Genomic DNA, 14,083 nt, shown 5'->3' on the forward strand with positions numbered 1-14,083 from the left:
CGATGGCGATGGTGGACCGGCCCCTTCCGGACCGGCGGCTGCGTCCCCCGATGGGCTGGAACAGCTGGGACTGCTACGGCACGACCGTCACCGAGGACGAGGTGCTCGGCAACGCGCGCTTCATGGCCGGCCACCTGCTCGCCCACGGCTGGGACACGGTGGTGGTGGACATCCAGTGGTACGAGCCGACGGCCCGCGCCCACGGCTACAACGCGGACGCGCCGCTGGTCCTGGACGCGTACGGCCGCCAGCTCCCGGCGCCGAACCGGTTTCCTTCGGCCGCCGGCGGGGCCGGCTTCGCCCCGCTGGCCCGGCGGGTGCACGACCTGGGGCTGCGCTTCGGCCTGCACATCATGCGGGGTGTCCCGCGCCGCGCCGTCGCCGCCCGGCTCCCGGTCCTCGGGACGGAGTTCACCGCCGACGAGATCGCGGACACCGGTTCGGTGTGCCCCTGGAACTCCGACAACTTCGGCCTGGACCACGACCACCCGGGCGCCCAGGCCTACTACGACTCCCAGGTCGCCCAATTCGCGGCGTGGGGCGTGGACTTCGTGAAGGCCGACGACATGCTCTTCCCGTACCACGAGCGGGAGATCGCCGCCTACGCACGGGCGGTCGAGCGCTGCGGCCGGCCGATCGAGCTGAGCCTGTCCCCCGGCACCGACGTGTCCCTGGCCCGGCTGGACCACCTGCGCGAGCACGCCACGATGTGGCGGGTCTGCGACGACCTGTGGGACCGGTGGGAGGACGTCGAGGCCCAGTTCGCCCGGATGGCGCGATGGGCGCCTTGGCAGGGCCGGGGCGGCTGGGCGGACGCCGACATGCTGCCGCTCGGCCGCATCGGCATCCGTGCCGAACGCGGCGAGGACCGGCTGTCCCGGCTCACCCGGCCCGAGCAGATCAGTCTGCTCACCCTGTGGCTGGTCTCCCGTTCCCCGCTGATGATGGGCGGCGACCTGCCGACCAGCCCGCCGGAGACCGTCGAACTCCTCACCAACGACGAGGCGTTGGCCGTCCTCATGCACAGTACCGGCAACCGCGAGGTGCTGCGCGAGGGCGACCTGGTGCTGTGGACCGCCCGCGACACCGACGGCCGTACCCGGTACGCCGCCGTGTTCTCCCTGGCCGACCGGCCCCGGCGGTACGAGGTGCCGCTCGGCTCGATCGGTGCCCGCCCGGCCGATCGCGTCCGGGAGCTGTGGACCCGCACCGCGGTGGCGCACGACGGCCGGCACCTGGCGGTGGACCTGCCCGCGCATGGCGGCGCGCTCTGTCGTCTGGCGCAGGACGGCTGACGGGCGGGCACCGGCGGCGTTCCGCGCAGGACACCGGTCAGGAGTGAGCGTGGCGACGATCCAGGACGTGGCGAAGGCGGCCGGCGTGTCGGCCATGACGGTCTCCCACGTCATCAACGACCGTCCCCACGTCCGGCCCGCCACCCGCGAGCGCGTCCTCGCGGCGATGGCCCGGCTCGACTACCGGGTCAACGTGGCGGCCCGCAACCTCCGCAAGGGCCGCACCGGCACCATCAGGCTCGCGGTGCCCGAGGTGAACCGCCCGTACTACGGCCGGCTGGCCGGGGCCGTCATCGCCGCGGCGGGCCGGCACGGGCTGCGGGTGAGCATCGAGCAGACCGAGGCCCGCCGGGAGAACGAGCTGGCGGCGCTGCCCCAGTCCCGCAAACGGCTCTGCGACGGGCTGATCCTGAGCACCGTCGGCATGGGCCCGGCCGACGTGGAGGCGCTCAGGGTGGACCACCCGGTGGTGATCCTCGGCGAGCGGATCTTCGGTGGGCCCGTGGACCATGTCGCCATGCCCGACGTCGAGGCGTCGGCGGCCGCCACCGGGCATCTGATCGAGCGGGGCTGCCGGCGCGTGGCCGTCGTGTGCGGGGAACTGCGGGACGAGGTCGACGTGTCGAGCCCGCGGCACAGCGGCTACCGGCAGGCGGTGGCCGCGGCCGGTCTGCCCGGGGACCCGGAGCTGGTGCGGAGCGTGCCCGCGCTCACCATGGCGGCGGGGCCCGGCAGGCGCGGTCGATGGTCGCGGACGGGCTGGAATTCGACGGTGTGTTCTGTGTGACGGACACCGTGGCCATGGGCGTGCTGCGCGGTCTCGCGGACGCGGGGGTGCGGGTGCCCGAGCGGGTCAAGGTGATCGGCTTCGACAACGTCGACGAGAGCGCGTTTCTCGTCCCCCTCGCTGTCCACGGTGGATCCGGATCACGACCTGATGGCGAGGCGGACCGTCGCCCTGCTCGTTGCGCGGCTCGGGAGTGCGGGTCCGCCGGTGGCTCGGGAGGAGTTCGTCGGCCCGTTCTCCCTGCTGATCCGCGAGTCGACAGGCGGGAGTCGACGGGCGGCTGATCCCTTCACCACTCCCCCATTTGCCTAAAGCCTTTAGGAAGCTCCATAATCTCTTACGGCAGGAGGGAGAGACGTCATGGTGCGCGCCGGGCTGACCACCGAGCGCCTCGTCCACGCGGGTGCGGAACTCGCCGACGAGGTCGGCTTCGACCAGGTGACCGTGTCCGCGCTGGCCCGGCGGTTCGACGTCAAGGTCGCGAGTCTGTACTCGCACCTGAAGAACTCCCAGGACCTCAAGACCCGGATCGCACTGCTCGCCCTGGAGGAACTGGCCGACCGCGCCGCCGACGCGCTCGCCGGCCGGGCCGGCAAGGACGCCCTCGTCGCGTTCGCCGACGTGTACCGCGACTACGCCCGCGCACACCCCGGCCGCTATACGGCGGCCCGACACCCGCTGGATCCCGAGGCGGCGGCCGCGAGCGCGGGGGGCCGGCACGCGCAGATGACCCGGGCGATCCTGCGCGGCTACGACCTGGCCGAGCCCGACCAGACCCACGCGGTCCGGCTCCTCGGCAGCGTCTTCCACGGCTTCGTCGCCCTGGAGACGGCCGGCGGATTCAGCCACAGCACCCCCGACTCGGAGGAGTCCTGGAACCGGATCCTTCAGGCCCTCGACTCCCTGCTGCGCAACTGGCCCACCCCATGACCCCGGAGACACAGGCCGACACCATGCACACCACCCCGCTCACCGCCGAACTCGTCCGCGGCGCCCTCGATCTGGAACGCACCGCCCACGGACTGCTGCCGCACCGGCTGCCCGCCCGCGCCCGCGCGCAGTGCGCCGATCCCCAGCTGGCCATGGCGGAGTCCCAGCCCTCGGGTGTACGGCTGGTCTTCCGCACGCGTGCGACCACCGTCGAGCTGGACACCCTGCCGACCAAGCGGGTCTACGTCGGCGCACCGCCGCGCCCGGACGGCGTGTACGAGGTGCTCGTCGACGGACGTCCGGCGGGCAGCGGCCGGGTCACCGGCGGCAGCACTCTCACCATCGACATGACCACCGGCACGACCGAGCACCGGCCGGGCCCGGTCGGCACCGTGCGGTTCTCCGGGCTGCCCGGCACCGAGAAGGTCGTGGAGATCTGGCTGCCGCACGACGAGACGACGGAACTCGTCGCCCTGCGCACCGACGCTCCCCTCGAGGCCGTACCGGATCAGGGGCGCAAGATCTGGCTGCATCACGGCAGTTCCATCAGCCACGGCTCGGACGCCGCGAGCCCGACCACCACCTGGCCGGCGCTCGCCGCGTCCCTCGGCGGGGTGGACCTGATCAATCTGGGGCTGAGCGGCAGCGCCCTGCTCGACCCGTTCACCGCTCGCGCCCTGCGCGACACCCCGGCCGACCTGATCAGCGTCAAGCTCGGCATCAACGTGGTCAACGCCGATCTGATGCGGCTGCGGGCATTCGGTCCCGCCGTCCACGGCTTCCTCGACACCATCCGCGACGGGCACCCCGACACGCCGCTGCTCGTCGTCTCGCCGATCCTGTGCCCCATCCATGAGGACACGCCGGGCCCCAGTCTCCCGGACTTCACCACCGTGAGCGAGGGACGGCTGCGGTTCCGGGCCGCCGGGGACCCGGCGGAGAAGGCGAGCGGAAAACTCACCCTGCAGGTCGTCCGGGAGGAGCTGGCCCGGATCGTGCGCGAGCGGTCGGCCGAGGACCCGCGGCTGTCCTACCTGGACGGCCGCGAGCTGTACGGCGAGGCCGACTTCGGTGAACTGCCGCTGCCGGACGGCCTGCACCCGGACGCCGCCGCGCACCGCCGGATCGGCGAACGGTTCGCGGCGCTGGCGTTCGCGCCGGGCGGCCCCTTCGGGGACGGCACCGCCTGATCCGCACGGTGCGGGCTCACACGAGGTGGCCGAAGACGACGAGATTGTCGGTGTAGTCCTTCGCGTCGTGGTCGTACTCCCCCGCACAGGTGATCAGCCGCACCTCGGGGCGCTCGGCGTCGGCGTAGACCCGCTCGCTGGGGAAGGCGTCCTTGGCGAAGGTCTCCTTGTCGTCCACGACGAAGTCGGCGTCGCGCCCGTCGGCGCGTTCCACGGTGAAGCGGTCGCCGGGCTGCAGCTCGTTCAGGTTGGCGAAGACGGCCGCGGAGGTCTTCGTGTCGACGTGCCCTGCGATGATCGCGGTGCCCTTCTCGCCGGGGGAGGCGCCCTTGGCGTACCAGCCGACGAGGTTGGTGTCCCCCGCCGGTGGCGGCTCGAGCTGTCCCGAGGCGCCGATGTTCAGGGTGGTGAAGGGGGCGTCCACGGCGATCTTCGGAATGAGCAGACGGGTCGGTGTGGATCGGGGCAGCTCCGTGTCGTCCTGGTGCGGGTCGGCCTGCTGCGGATCCGTGCGCTGCGGTTCGATCTGCTTCGGGTCGGACTTCAGCGGGTCCGTCTGTTGCGGATCGGCCTGGGCGGCGGCGCTCGAGCCCGCGGCACGGGACGCCTGCGCGGAGCCGTCCGAGGTGTGGTGGCCGCCGAACAGGCTGACGGCGAGGACGACGATCGCCACGCCCCACAGCGTCAGCCGCCGCCCGCCACGGCCGGAACTCCGCCCGTCCGCCCGCGATTCCGCGGAGGTCGGGGAGGAGGGATCTGCTGCCATCGGACACCACCTCACTCGGGCACGGCAGCACGGGGATCTGGACAAGGGCGCCGGAACATCTCCCGGCGCACGGGGAGGGACGTACAGGGGCGCCTGCGCATGGGAAACCGATGTGCGCGCAGCCGTCGGGGAGGGCCAGCGGGTGCGGGCCGCCGACACGGTGGGGCATCGGCGGCGGCCGCAGCCTCTGGAACGAGTCGTGCGGTCAGGACGCCGGCTGGCCGGCCTTCTTGCGGCGCAGCAGGTACATTCCGCCGGCACCTACGGCCAGCACGCCCAGGCCGCCCGCGGTGACGCCCGGCGTGGCGAGCGCGCCGCCACCGGTGTGCATGCCACCGTGCGGCCTCTCGTGGTCGCCGCGCTCGTCGTGGTCGCGGCCACCCTCGCCCCCACCTTCACGCCCACCTTCACGGCCCCCGTCCCGGCCGCCTTCACGACCGCCGTCCCGGCCGCCGTCCTCGTGACCCGAGCCCCAGTCGTCACCGCGCAGAGTGGCGAGCGCACCGCCACCCGTGTGCACGCCGCCATGCGGCCCGCGGCCCTTGTCGTGCCCGCCGCGGCCCTTGTCGTGATCGCCCCCACCGTGCTCGTCGCCGCCGTGCTCGTCACCCCCACCGTGCTCGTCACCCCCACCGTGCTCCTCGCCCCCGCCGTGGTCGTCGTCACGGCCCTCTTGCTGACCGTGCTCGTCGTCGCCCCGGTCGTCACCGTGGCCGTCACCTCGCACCGCGGCCAGCGCTCCGCCACCCGTGTGCATTCCACCGCGCGGCTCGCCGTGTCCACGGCCCCTGCCGTGGCTGTCGCCGTGATCATTGTCGTGGTCGCGGCCGGAGTCGTCGTCGCGGCCGTGGTTCTCGTCGGAACCCCGGTCGTGGTCCTGGCTGTAAGAGGAGTCGTCTCGGCCTCCGTCGTCACCCGCGGGAACGGCGAAGGCGGCACTGGGCGCGCCGAAGGTCAGTGCGGCGGTCGCTGCCGCCGTGGCCAGAAGCATGCGGGCAGAACGCATAGCTATGTCCTTCCGCCGTGGCCGGGCAGCGGAATCCTCATCAGCTGGACAGACCCGGCCTCGACATGAACCACCGTCAGCGAGTGCGCAAGCTCCCACCATCCGAGCCACCCAGCCGGGTCATCGCGCCACCCGTATGTCCCAGCGATCCGGTCTGCACGGCCCCTCGTCCGGGCGAATCACCCGGCGCGCCGCGCGGCCCTCGGCCGGTCGAGTGCCGCATGCCCCGCCCTCGCCCACACACCGAAGGGTCGCTTCGTCGGTCCGCCCCCTACGACCCGAAGAACCGCGGAGCCGTCCCTGCGGGCAACAGCAGCCAGCGGGTGGTCGACCGCCGGACCCCCGTGCTTCCGCGCGGGCACACCCTTGTTATGACTGCCGTCATAACGCAGTCTGGTGTCGACGGCATGCGGTAGGTCCTGAGTGGCGGGGAGGCAACGGTGGCGGACGCGATGGCGCGGGCCCTGTGGGAACGGTACGAACCGGTGCACGATCTCGTGTACTTCACCCCGGAGGTGCGCCGGACGGCGGACGCGCTCGGGATGCGCGGATTCTGGATGGGCTACTTCGCGCTGCGCGCCGCACCGCTCGGCGCGGTTCCCCCGTCCGTCGTGACGAGCTGCTTCTACGTCTTCCACCCGGCCAGAGTGGCCCGGGCCCTGCCGGACGCCTGGACGTACGCGGCTCCCGCCGATGTGCTGGTCGCCCGACAGGACGCCCTCCACGCGGCGATGACCCGCCTGTTCGGACCGGACACCGTCGGCTCGGCCGAGTTCACGGAGGCCGCCGACCTCGCCTGGGAAGCGGCTGCCGCGGCGGACACCACGGGCCGCGTGCTGGCCGCGGCCAACCAGGCACTGGAACGCCCGGACCGCCCCACCGCGCGGCTGTGGCAGGGCCTGACGACCCTGCGCGAACACCGGGGTGACGGGCACGTCGCGGTACTGGTGAGTCAGGGAATCGGGCCGGTCGAGGCCATGGTGCTCAAGGCGGCCGCAGGCGAATCCGACGGCGCGTTCCTGCGGGAGACACGCAAGTGGGACGAGGCGGACTGGGAGGCGGCGGGGGTACGCCTGCGTGAGCGGAGCCTGCTCGCGGCCGACGGGTCGCTCACGCCGGCCGGCGCGGCCGTCCGCGCGGAGGTGGAGGCGCTCACGGACGCGGCGGCGGAGCAGGCCTGGGCCGCCCTCGGCACCGACCGCAGCGCCCGCCTGGCCGGCCTGCTGGATCCCCTGGCCCACATGGTCGAGGCCTCGGGGCTGCTGCCGCCGGGCAATCCGGTGGGGCTGACGCGGCGGAGCCACCCGGCCGGCCGCTGACCGAGTCCCGAACCACCCGGGTGGACCCGCCGGCGCCCCCTTCCCGGGATGCCGGGTCGGGGACACCGTACGGACGGCCGGGTGTGTGCCGGTTACCAGGTCACCGGCAGCCGTTCGGGGATGCGCTTCATGAAGCCGGTGCGCCACACCAGTTGGCCCGGGGGCACGGCGAGGGCGAGGTCCGGCAGGCGGTCGAGGAGGACCTCCAGGGCGATCCGGGCGTGTGCGCGGCCGAGTGCGGTCGCGGGGCAGTAGTGGGCGCCGCCGCCGAAGGAGAGGTGGTCGGCGGTGTTGTCGCGGTGGACGTCGAAGCGGTGCGGGTCGGGGAACTTCTCCGGGTCCAGATTGGCGCCCTCGACCAGGACCAGGACCAGTTCGCCGGCCCGTATGTCGACATCGCCCAGCCGGACGTCCTCCAGGGCCAGGCGGGGCAGGGCATCGCCGATGGAGAGGTTGACCCGCAGCAGCTCCTCGACGCCGGGGCCGATCAGGTCCGGCCGGTCGCGCAGGAGGTCACGGGCGATGGGGTGGGTGAGCAGGTAGACCAGGGCCATCGCGAGGAATCCGGAGGTGGAGATCACGCCGGCGCCGAACATGGTGACCCCGACGGTGGCCAGCATCTCGTCGGTGAGGTGGGCGTAGTCGGGGTCGTCGCGCAGCGCGGCGAGTTCGCCCATCAGGCCACATGTCGCCGGGTCGTCGAGCAGGGCCGTCATCCGGGCGATGTCCCGGTCCCAGTTGATCCTCGCGCCGGTGACCGGGCACGGCGAGTTCATGAAGGCGATGTCGAGGCTGCGCAGAAAGGGCGGGGCCTCGGTCTGCGGGATGCCGAGGATGCGGCAGTGCATCCCGGCGGAGTACGGCTCACAGAAGGCGCCGCGCAGGTCGGCCGTCGGTCCGTCCTCGACCATCCGGTCCACCAGGCGGTGCGCCTCCTCGCGCAGCCACTCCAGCAGGCCCGGCGACTTCGGGTTGAGCGCCTTCAGCACCGCCCTGCGCAGCCCGGCCCCCGTGATGTTGCCCATGTTGTTCACGACCTCGGGCGGGATCGTGAGCGCGTACTGCCGGGGGACTCCGGGGGCGGAGGTGTCCTTGAGGGAGAAGCGGTCGTCCTTCAGGACCTGCGCGCACAGGTCGTACGACGACACGAGCCAGGCCTCGTCGCCGGCGATGGTCCGCACGCGCCGCACGGGGGTGGTGGCGCGCAGCTCGGCGACCTCGGCGGGAACCTTGGTGCCGTCCCAGGAGAACGGGAAGTCGAGCAGGGGCGGGTGGTCGGCGCGGACGCCGGGGGCGGTGGTCATGCGGCGGTTCCTTCGAGGGCGGCGGGGGTGACGATGGCGTGGCCCTGGTTGCGGGAGGCGCGCAGTCCGGCGCCCCGGGAGTACAACAGCTCGGCCATCGGCAGCAGTTGGTGGTAGCAGTTGAGCGAGGAGGGCACCTTGAGGATGGCGGGGGTGTCCAGGAACAGCGGCGCCTCGGCGCACACGTACTCCAGGCACACGGCCCGCTGCCGTTCGGTCGGCGTCTCGCCACGCGCGCTGAGGAAACGATTCACCAGGGCGTCACAGACGGCCCGGAACGCCCCGTCGGAGGCCAGACGCGCCTTGAGGTGCTGGTGGATGTCCTGGTAGGCGGGGTTGGTGCGGAACTCGGACATCGGGTGCCAGTCCATCCGCAGCCCCTCCGGGTCGGCGGCCGACACCGCGTCCCGGACCTTGGCGCGCACGCCCCGCAGGTTCTTCACCGCCTTGCGCCGGGCCTCGTCCGGTGGATAGCCGGACGCCTCGTACATCTCGGCGACGTACAGGTCGGTGTAGACGAAGTCGACCCTGTCGAAGTGGTCCAGTCCCCAGCGGGCGAGGTCGTGCAGGCGGCGGGCGGAGAAATAGCTGTTGCCCGGGGACACGCCGATCACGGCATGCGCGCCCTCGCCGAGGATGACCTCGCAGTGGGAGGTGTAGGGCTGGACTTCGAAGACGTCGGCCATCAGCACGGATGCTGTGGTCAAAGGGGAAATCCTCCGCCGCGCGCTAGTCCCGGCGGGGCCCTGTGCCCCTGGTGTGGCGACGCGGCGCCCTCACGCTAGCGGTACGGAATCAGTACGTGCAGTTACTGCTTGGTTTTGGCTGAAAACAGTCGTATCAATGGTCGAAGTCGCCTACCGCACAGCTCCGTTGCGCGACCTAGGCTGGGGCCGTGGTCAAGGGATACGAGGATCGCGAGGATCCGGTGCGGGCGGCGTCCCGGCTCACCGGACGCCCGGTCACCGGCGCTGCGACGGGCTCCGGATCGCCGGCCGAGGTCACCCTGGACAGTGGCGCTCCGGTCATGGTCAAGCGGGGGCACGCTCCCGGGGCCGTACGCGCGGAGGTGGCGGGGCTGCGGTGGCTGGCCGCGGCGGACGCGGTCCGGGTGCCCGCGGTGCTCGGTCACGACGAACGCTGGATGGTGACGGAGCGGGTGGCGACCGGACGGCCGGACCCTGAGGCGGCGCATCATTTCGGCCAGGCCCTGGCCGCCCTGCACGCCTCGGGCGCTTCGGATTTCGGAGCTCCGCCGCCCGGCGGCCCCGAGGACGCCTTCATCGGCCTCGCCCCCATGCGCAACACGCCGGGCCGTGACTGGCCCGGCTGGTACGCCGAGCACCGCGTGCTGCCGTATGTGCGCAGCGCGGTCGACCGCGGCACGCTCGGCCCCGGCGAGGCCGCGCTGTTCGAGCGCGTCTGCGCACGACTGCCGGATCTCGCGGGACCCGCCGAGCCGCCCGCGCGCCTGCACGGTGACCTGTGGAACGGAAACGTGCTGTGGGGCGCCGACGGCGAGGTCCGCCTCATCGACCCGGCCGCGCACGGCGGACACCGGGAGACGGACCTGGCGATGCTCCAGCTCTTCGGCTGCCCCCATCTGGACCGGGTGCTCGCGGGGTACGAGGAGACGGCACCACTCGCGCCCGGCCGGCGCGACCGGGTGGGCGTGCACCAGCTGTTCCCGCTGCTGGTCCACGCCGTGCTGTTCGGACGCGGGTACACGGAACAGGCCTTGACGGTGGCACGGAGCGCGCTGTCGCTCGCGGAGTGACACGCTTTTCCGTCGCGGCAGCGCAACGCCCCGGGCTTCATCGGCGTCATCGGCCATGCAGGCACGCCGTGCTGCCAGGTTTTTCGACACCCCTCGGCCTGCGGTTACTCAGCGTGAGGAAACCAATCACCCGTTCGATTCGTATAAGGACGTGAAAGCCTAATCAGGGAGAGACCATGCAACCGTTCACGCTCAACTACGCGCGCCCCGCTGTGCAGTTGGACGTCACCATTCCGTATGCGTACGACTCCGGACTGCAGTTGAACGTCCTCCCGGACGGGCGGATCGCCGCCACCGACCACGCGACGCTGACGGCTCTGGGAACCACGACCTCGACGGCCGGTTCCAAGACGCACTTCGACGACTGAACGCGGGTCCCGGAAGATGACCGTGCTCATCCTGACCAGTGAAGAGGACGTGACGGCGGACATGGTGGTCCTCCGGCTGGGCGAGACCGGCGTGCCCGTCGTCCGGCTCGACCCCGCCGATCTGACCAACGGGGTGGCGCTGTCGGGCGAGTACGTGCAGGGCGCCTGCCGGGGACACCTGTCCGTCGGCGGGCGCCTGGTGAGCATGGGCGGCCTGCGCTCCGTCTGGGTGCGCAGGCCCGGCGACGCCGCCGCCCGCGCCCCCCAGCCGTCCGCCTGGCTGACCGAGGAGTCGGCACAGGCGCTCTACGGCATGCTGCGCACGACCGACGCGCGCTGGATGAACCATCCGGACGCGGCCCGCCGCGCGCGCCACAAGCCCTGGCAGCTGCGCCTGGCCCAGGACAGCGGACTCGCGGTGCCCGCCACGCTGATCACCACGTTCCCGCAGGCGGCCCGGGAGTTCGCCGAGCGCTTCCCGGATCTGGTGGTCAAGCCGGTGTCCGGCGCGCATCCGCAGGAGCCGCCGCGTGCCGTGCCGACCAGCCGGGTCGCCCCGGACACCGACTTCTCGGCGGTGGCCTACGGCCCGACGCTGCTGCAGCGCCGGATCGCCAAACGGGCCGACATCCGGCTCACCGTCGTCGGCGACACCCTGCTGGCCGCCCGCAAACCGGCCGACCCGGACGCCCACCCGGACGACGTGGACGTCCGCTTCGCCCCGTCGGTCTCTCCCTGGCTCCCCGCGGACGTGCCCCCACGCGTCGCCGAGGGCGTACGGCGGTACATGAGGGGCGCGGAACTGGCTTACGGCGCATTCGACTTCGCCGAGGACGCCGACGGGATCTGGTGGTTCCTGGAGTGCAACCAGTCGGGTCAGTTCGGGTTCGTCGAGATGGACACAGGTCAGCCCATCGCCGCGACGATCGCCAAGTGGCTCGCCGCGGACGGGGATCCGGACGGCAGGTGTGCGCGGGGCACCCGGAGCGCAGGCTGAAGACGGTGCGGGGATCGGCTCGGAGAAAGGAACGCCACATGCGTATCGGACTGCTGGGGACGGGCCCGTGGGCCCGGGCGGCGTACGCCCCCGCCCTCGCCGGGCACCCCGGCGTGGAGTTCGCCGGGGTGTGGGGCCGCCGGCCGGAGGCCGCCACCACGCTGGCCGAGCGGTACGACGTAACGGCATATGACGACGTGGACGCGCTGCTGGCCGGCGTGGACGCCGTCGCCGTGGCCCTGCCACCGTCCGTACAGGCCGAGTTCGCGGTGCGGGCCGCTCGGGCGGGCCGTCATCTGCTGCTGGACAAGCCGCTCGCGGTGTCGGTGGCCGACGGGCGGGCCGTCGTGGCCGCCGTCGAGCGGGCCGGGGTGGCCTCGGTCGTCTTCTTCACCGCCCGCTTCCAGAAGGAGCCGGACGCCTGGATCGAGGAACAGGCCGCAGTGGCGGGCTGGTTCACGGCCCGCGCGCAGTGGCTGGGGGCCGTGTTCACCACCGACAGCCCGTTCGCCGCCTCGCCGTGGCGACGGGAGAAGGGCGCGCTGTGGGACGTGGGTCCGCACGCGCTGTCGGTGCTGCTGCCGGTCCTCGGCGACGTACGGCAGGTCGTGGCGGCGGCGCACGGTCCGGCGGACACCGTGCATCTTGTCCTCGACCATGCCACCGGTGCGTCGAGCGCCCTCACCCTCAGCCTGACGGCGCCGCCGGCGGCGGCCGGGGCCGATGTGGAACTGCGGGGTGAGGCGGGCGTGGCGCTGATGCCGGGGAGTTCCGAAGGAGCGATCCCGGCGCTCTCCCGCGCCACCGACGCCCTGCTCACGGCCGCCCGCACGGGCCGCCCCCACGCCTGCGACGCCGCGTTCGGCCTCCGCGTCACCGAGATCCTGGCAACGGCGCAGGCACGCCTGACGGACGACAGGGACCTGGTCCCGGCCGACTGACCGGTGACCGGGCCGGCGGGCCCCTGGTGGCCGTGGACGCCGGCGCTCGGGGTGAGACGAAGCCGCTCCGGCTCACCCCGAGGCCGGGCCCCGGAACTCAGTAGCCGATGACGTCCGTGAAGCCGTGCCCGGATATGGCCTCTCCCGCGAGTGTGCCGGTCACCTGACAGGCGCCGGTGTAGGCGCCCTGCGTGGCGAACAGCTCGCGACGGGTGATGTCGAGGGACGCGTCGAGGCTCGGAACGGTCAGCACCCCGTGCCCGTCCCGGTCGGTTCGCCGAGCTCGGGTGATCAGGTGTGAGCCGTCGGGCTTGAGCTCGGTGAGCCAGGAGGTGCCGTCTCCCCCTGTGTCCCAGACGCTCAGGTACCGGCCCGCGCCGAGGTCGAGTCCGAGCCAGGTGAAGCGCGGTGCCTCGGTGGTCCCGGAGACCCACTGCCGGTCGAACCAGGTGCGTCCGCCGACCTGATGCGTGACCCCGTCCACGGTGATGGTCCCCGACGTGGTCAGGCCGGGCAGCGCGTACTGGCCCGTCGTCCCGCCGAAGAAGGGGAACACTCCGGCGCCGCCGTTGTAGAGCACGGGGCCCTCGCGTCGCAGGGTGAGCCGGATCGAGGCGGTGTCCGTGGCACCGGACACCGCCAGCTCGTCCAGGTCCCCGCTCAGGGTCAGGATCGACGTCTTCACCTCGAGCGAGTCCGCGGACACCATCGCGCCGGCCTCGGTGTCGATCGCATGCCCGGCGCCGGTCTGGCCGTCCGGTTCCCGGAGCAGCGCGACCGTGCTGAGACAGGCGCCGTTCATCTCCATCGCGTGGATCTTCACCCAGAAGACCTTCTCGTCGTCGTGCAACCTGGCGCCGAACCACCAGGAGTCGGCGTCGACGGCGGAGTTCGCCGCGAGCGCGCGGGCGGCGTCGATCAGCGTGGGACGGGGCGTGGTCATCAACTCTCCTGTCACGGGCGGCCGTTGACGGCCGGGCTTCATGATCAAGCGTAGGTCTCCGGCCGCACGGCGCCCGCGCCCGCGTCAGCCCCCCGCCCGTCCCTCCCCTGACGGCTCCTCGATCGGCTCGTCGCTCCAGCGGAACCACGCCCGGTCGCCCTCGATGTGCAGCAGGAACGCAGAGACCGGACCGTCCGGCGACGACAGGGAGACTCGGCGCGCTATCTCGTCGTACGCCCTCTCCCATGCCTCCCAGCCATGTTCGTCCTCGTCGGCCCGTTCCAGCAAAGCCAGTTCACCGGCGAAGAGGTCCCGCACGGTGGCGAAGCCGGGGCCCGCGGCGAAGGTGCCCGACAGCCACGGGAAGTCGGCCTCGTCGATCAGGATGTCGCCGACCGCCTCCTGCCCCGCGCACACCCGCCACACCTCGCCGACGAATCCCATGGTCCCTCCCCCACCG

At 72.6% G+C, this 14,083-nt stretch carries 16 protein-coding genes and 2 pseudogenes; 12 read left to right on the plus strand and 6 right to left on the minus strand.

What is annotated here, in order from left to right:
• The first annotated feature begins 2 nt into the window (after positions 1-2).
• From FB563_RS34200 to FB563_RS34215, 6 genes and pseudogenes are all read left to right on the plus strand, one after another.
• Positions 3-1,295, plus strand: coding sequence for a glycoside hydrolase family 27 protein (locus FB563_RS34200; protein WP_234357733.1), 1,293 nt, complete (start codon positions 3-5; stop codon positions 1,293-1,295).
• A 49-nt stretch (positions 1,296-1,344) separates the two neighbouring features.
• Complete coding sequence (locus FB563_RS34205; RefSeq protein ID WP_234357734.1) at positions 1,345-2,082, plus strand: LacI family DNA-binding transcriptional regulator; 738 nt, start codon at positions 1,345-1,347, stop codon at positions 2,080-2,082.
• Positions 2,070-2,117 (plus strand): annotated as a pseudogene (locus FB563_RS45625) (hypothetical protein); the annotation flags it as partial. The gene FB563_RS34205 and the pseudogene FB563_RS45625, both read left to right, overlap by 13 nt.
• Before the next feature lie 73 nt (positions 2,118-2,190).
• Positions 2,191-2,394 (plus strand): annotated as a pseudogene (locus FB563_RS45630) (substrate-binding domain-containing protein); the annotation flags it as partial.
• A 48-nt stretch (positions 2,395-2,442) separates the two neighbouring features.
• Positions 2,443-3,012 (plus strand): TetR/AcrR family transcriptional regulator, encoded by a 570-nt coding sequence (locus FB563_RS34210; RefSeq protein ID WP_055706037.1) that lies wholly within the window; start codon positions 2,443-2,445, stop codon positions 3,010-3,012.
• Positions 3,009-4,202 carry a GDSL-type esterase/lipase family protein gene (locus FB563_RS34215; RefSeq protein ID WP_234357736.1) on the plus strand — a complete coding sequence of 398 codons (1,194 nt, stop codon included), beginning with the start codon at positions 3,009-3,011 and terminating at the stop codon, positions 4,200-4,202. The genes FB563_RS34210 and FB563_RS34215 overlap by 4 nt, the downstream gene beginning before the upstream one ends.
• Positions 4,203-4,218: 16 nt before the next feature.
• Here FB563_RS34215 and FB563_RS34220 read toward each other — a convergent pair whose 3' ends face one another.
• Positions 4,219-4,968, minus strand: coding sequence for a class F sortase (locus FB563_RS34220; RefSeq protein ID WP_055706038.1), 750 nt, complete (start codon positions 4,966-4,968; stop codon positions 4,219-4,221).
• A 205-nt stretch (positions 4,969-5,173) separates the two neighbouring features.
• A complete protein-coding gene (locus FB563_RS45000; protein ID WP_267888646.1) occupies positions 5,174-5,299 on the minus strand; it encodes a hypothetical protein in 126 nt (41 codons plus the stop codon).
• 6 nt (positions 5,300-5,305) lie between these two features.
• Between FB563_RS45000 and FB563_RS44540 the strand changes: the two genes are divergently transcribed.
• Positions 5,306-6,043: a hypothetical protein gene (locus FB563_RS44540; RefSeq protein WP_142219147.1), complete on the plus strand. Its 738-nt coding sequence runs from the start codon at positions 5,306-5,308 to the stop codon at positions 6,041-6,043.
• Positions 6,044-6,414: 371 nt separating this feature from the next.
• Entirely contained in the window at positions 6,415-7,293 is an 879-nt protein-coding gene (locus FB563_RS34230; protein WP_055706040.1) for an SCO6745 family protein, read from the plus strand.
• A 92-nt stretch (positions 7,294-7,385) separates the two neighbouring features.
• On the opposite strand, the gene FB563_RS34235 is transcribed toward FB563_RS34230, so the two are convergent.
• Together FB563_RS34235 and FB563_RS34240 are read right to left on the minus strand one after the other, a co-directional pair.
• The gene (locus FB563_RS34235) at positions 7,386-8,597 is read right to left on the minus strand and encodes a cytochrome P450 (protein ID WP_055706041.1); all 1,212 of its coding nucleotides are present in this window, start codon (positions 8,595-8,597) and stop codon (positions 7,386-7,388) included.
• On the minus strand, positions 8,594-9,304 hold the full coding sequence (locus FB563_RS34240) for a cyclodityrosine synthase (RefSeq protein ID WP_234357737.1): 711 nt from the start codon (positions 9,302-9,304) through the stop codon (positions 8,594-8,596). Before FB563_RS34240 ends, FB563_RS34235 begins: the two co-directional genes overlap by 4 nt.
• 188 nt (positions 9,305-9,492) lie before the next feature.
• Here FB563_RS34240 and FB563_RS34245 point away from each other — a divergent pair, with 188 nt between their 5' ends.
• From FB563_RS34245 to FB563_RS34260, 4 genes are all read left to right on the plus strand, one after another.
• Positions 9,493-10,374, plus strand: coding sequence for a fructosamine kinase family protein (locus FB563_RS34245; RefSeq protein WP_055706042.1), 882 nt, complete (start codon positions 9,493-9,495; stop codon positions 10,372-10,374).
• A gap of 176 nt (positions 10,375-10,550) precedes the next feature.
• Positions 10,551-10,742 carry a putative ATP-grasp-modified RiPP gene (tgmA, locus tag FB563_RS34250; RefSeq protein ID WP_055706043.1) on the plus strand — a complete coding sequence of 64 codons (192 nt, stop codon included), beginning with the start codon at positions 10,551-10,553 and terminating at the stop codon, positions 10,740-10,742.
• A 16-nt stretch (positions 10,743-10,758) separates the two neighbouring features.
• Positions 10,759-11,739, plus strand: a complete 981-nt coding sequence (gene tgmB, locus FB563_RS34255; RefSeq protein ID WP_055706044.1) for an ATP-grasp ribosomal peptide maturase — start codon at positions 10,759-10,761, stop codon at positions 11,737-11,739.
• A gap of 38 nt (positions 11,740-11,777) precedes the next feature.
• Positions 11,778-12,680, plus strand: a complete 903-nt coding sequence (locus FB563_RS34260; RefSeq protein ID WP_055706045.1) for a Gfo/Idh/MocA family protein — start codon at positions 11,778-11,780, stop codon at positions 12,678-12,680.
• Between the two features lie 97 nt (positions 12,681-12,777).
• On the opposite strand, the gene FB563_RS34265 is transcribed toward FB563_RS34260, so the two are convergent.
• Positions 12,778-13,623, minus strand: a complete 846-nt coding sequence (locus FB563_RS34265; protein WP_055706046.1) for a lipocalin-like domain-containing protein — start codon at positions 13,621-13,623, stop codon at positions 12,778-12,780.
• Between the two features lie 84 nt (positions 13,624-13,707).
• Positions 13,708-14,067 (minus strand): hypothetical protein, encoded by a 360-nt coding sequence (locus tag FB563_RS34270; protein WP_055706047.1) that lies wholly within the window; start codon positions 14,065-14,067, stop codon positions 13,708-13,710.
• Positions 14,068-14,083: the final 16 nt, after the last annotated feature.

The organism is Streptomyces puniciscabiei, from assembly GCF_006715785.1.
Lineage (GTDB): Bacteria > Actinomycetota > Actinomycetes > Streptomycetales > Streptomycetaceae > Streptomyces > Streptomyces puniciscabiei.

Coding starts and splice junctions, on each gene's coding strand:
- FB563_RS34200 (WP_234357733.1), top strand. CDS start 3: ATGGCGATGGTGGACCGGCCCCTTCCGGACCGGCGGCTGCGTCCCCCG.
- tgmA (WP_055706043.1), top strand. CDS start 10,551: ATGCAACCGTTCACGCTCAACTACGCGCGCCCCGCTGTGCAGTTGGAC.
- FB563_RS34235 (WP_055706041.1), bottom strand. CDS start 8,597: ATGACCACCGCCCCCGGCGTCCGCGCCGACCACCCGCCCCTGCTCGAC.
- FB563_RS34215 (WP_234357736.1), top strand. CDS start 3,009: ATGACCCCGGAGACACAGGCCGACACCATGCACACCACCCCGCTCACC.
- FB563_RS34220 (WP_055706038.1), bottom strand. CDS start 4,968: ATGGCAGCAGATCCCTCCTCCCCGACCTCCGCGGAATCGCGGGCGGAC.
- FB563_RS45000 (WP_267888646.1), bottom strand. CDS start 5,299: ATGCACACCGGTGGCGGCGCGCTCGCCACGCCGGGCGTCACCGCGGGC.
- FB563_RS34260 (WP_055706045.1), top strand. CDS start 11,778: ATGCGTATCGGACTGCTGGGGACGGGCCCGTGGGCCCGGGCGGCGTAC.
- FB563_RS34210 (WP_055706037.1), top strand. CDS start 2,443: ATGGTGCGCGCCGGGCTGACCACCGAGCGCCTCGTCCACGCGGGTGCG.
- FB563_RS34265 (WP_055706046.1), bottom strand. CDS start 13,623: ATGACCACGCCCCGTCCCACGCTGATCGACGCCGCCCGCGCGCTCGCG.
- FB563_RS34270 (WP_055706047.1), bottom strand. CDS start 14,067: ATGGGATTCGTCGGCGAGGTGTGGCGGGTGTGCGCGGGGCAGGAGGCG.
- tgmB (WP_055706044.1), top strand. CDS start 10,759: ATGACCGTGCTCATCCTGACCAGTGAAGAGGACGTGACGGCGGACATG.